At 76.4% G+C, this 2,278-nt stretch carries 1 protein-coding gene; it reads left to right on the forward strand.

Annotated features, from left to right (window positions below; all coding sequences use genetic code 11):
- Positions 1-335: 335 nt before the first annotated feature.
- Positions 336-2,278 (forward strand): acyltransferase domain-containing protein (locus FrCorBMG51_RS29175; protein WP_162233289.1); only part of this gene is annotated, 1,943 nt, incomplete at its 3' end.

Here is a 2,278-nt window from a genome sequence, read left to right on the forward strand (position 1 = left end):
GATCAGCGGCACCAACGCCCACCTCATCCTCGAAGCGCCCCCCGCACCCGACAGCACCAGCGACAGCGCCACGGTCACCCTCAGCCCGGCAGCCGACGCCGGCGTCGGCATCGCCGACAACCACGCGGACACCACCGACGCGGACGCCACCGCCGACACCGCCCCGCCCCGTCCCGTCCCCCTGCTGCTGTCCGCCCGCACCTCGGCCGCGCTGAGCGCCCAGGCCGCCCGCCTGCACGCCCACCTCACCGCGCACCCCGACCTCGACCTGCGCGACGTCGGGCANGCAGGCCCTGCTGACCCGCCGCGCCCTGTTCGAGTACCGGACCACCGTCGTGGCGGCCGACCATGCCGAGGCGCTCCCAGCCCTGGCGGAGGCGGCGGACACCGTGGCGGACACCGCCGTCCCAGCGGCGGCCACGGCCGGCCCGGTCGTGTTCGTCTTCCCCGGGCAGGGGTCGCAGTGGGCCGGCATGGCCAGGCAGCTGCTGGACACCTCGGAGGTCTTCGCCGCGAAGCTGCACGAGGCGGCCGCCGCGCTGTCCGGGCACGTCGACTGGTCCCTGCCGGACGTGCTGCGCGAGGCCCCGGGCGCGCCGTCGCTCGACCGGGTCGACGTCGTCCAGCCCGCGCTGTTCGCGATCCTGGTCGCGCTCGCCGAGCTGTGGCGCTCCTTCGGTGTCGAGCCGGCCGCGGTCGTCGGCCACTCCCAGGGGGAGATCGCCGCCGCGTACGTCGCCGGCGCGCTCTCCCTCGACGACGCGGCCCGGATCGTGGCCCTGCGCAGCCAGGCGATCGCCCGGATCAGCGGCGCCGGGACGATGGCGTCGGTGGCCCTGCCGGCCGAGGAGGTCGAGCGGCAGGCCGCCGCGATCGGCGCCGAGATCAGCATCGCCGCCGTCAACAGCGCGACCGCCACCGTGATCTCCGGGCCGGTGGCGGCGGTACAGGCCGTCGTCGACGCGGTGAACGCCGCCGGTGGGCGGGCCCGGGTCATCCCGGTCAACTACGCCTCACACTCCGCCGAGGTCGAGGCGCTGCGCGACGAACTGCTGGCGGCACTGGCGTCGGTGACACCGCGGACGGGCCAGGTGCCGTTCTACTCCGCGGTCACCGGCGGCCGGCTCGACACCGCCACCCTCGACGCCGAGTACTGGTACCGCAACCTGCGGGAGACGGTCCGCTTCAGCGACGCGACCCGCGCGCTCGTCGACGACGGCCACCGCCTGTTCATCGAGACCAGCCCGCACCCGGTGCTGGCCGTGAGCATCGGGGAGACGCTGGAGCGGGCGGGAGCCGCCACGACCGCCCTCGCCATCGGGACGCTGCGGCGTGACGACGGTGGCTGGGCGCGGTTCCTGCGCTCGCTGGGCGAGGCTCACGCGGCCGGCGCCCCGGCCGGCTTCGCGCCGCTGTTCGCCGGCCGGCGGGCCGCGCACGTCGACCTGCCCACCTATCCCTTCGAGCGCAGCCGGCTCTGGCTGGACGTGACGACCGCGCCGAGCGACGCCGCCGGGCTGGGCCTCGCCGCCGTCGACCATCCGCTGCTCGGCGCGAGCGTGCGGGCGGCCGACGGCGACACCGTGCTGCTCACCGGGCGTGTCTCGGCCACCAGCGCCCCCTGGCTGGTCGGGCACCGGCTGCTCGGCTCGGCGCTGCTGCCCGCCGCCGCCTTCGTCGAACTGGCCCTGCGGGCCGGCGACGACGTGGGGCTGGGCCGGCTGGAGGAGCTGATACTGGCGACGCCGCTGGAGCTGACGGACGATCCGCTGCACATCCAGATCTCCCTGGCCGCCGCCGACGGCACCGGCCGGCGCGCGCTCGCCGTCCACTCCCGTCCCGCGGACGCCGCGGCGGACGAGCCGTGGACCAGGCACGCCACCGGCCGGCTCGGCCCCGACGACGCTCTGATCGATGACCTGACCGACAATCCGACTGGCAACCAGGCCGACAATCCGGCCGGCAATCCGGCCGACATCGCGCCGGCCACGGCGGGAACAGCGGCCGCGTGGCCGCCGCCGGAGGCGGTCGCGGTGGACATCTCCGACCTGTACCCGCGGCTGGCCGCCGCCGGGGTGGACTACGACGACGCCTACCGGGGCCTGCGCGCGGTCTGGCGCACACCGGACGCCGTCCACGCCGAGATCGCGCTGCCCGACGACACCGACGACACCGGCTTCGGCCTGCACCCGGCGCTGCTCGACGCCGCGTTGCAGCCCCTCTCCCTCGACGCGCTCGGCGCCGTCGAAGCGGACGGGACGCCGCGGCTGCGGCTGCC

The sequence above is a fragment of the Protofrankia coriariae genome, from assembly GCF_001017755.1.
GTDB lineage: Bacteria > Actinomycetota > Actinomycetes > Frankiales > Frankiaceae > Protofrankia > Protofrankia coriariae.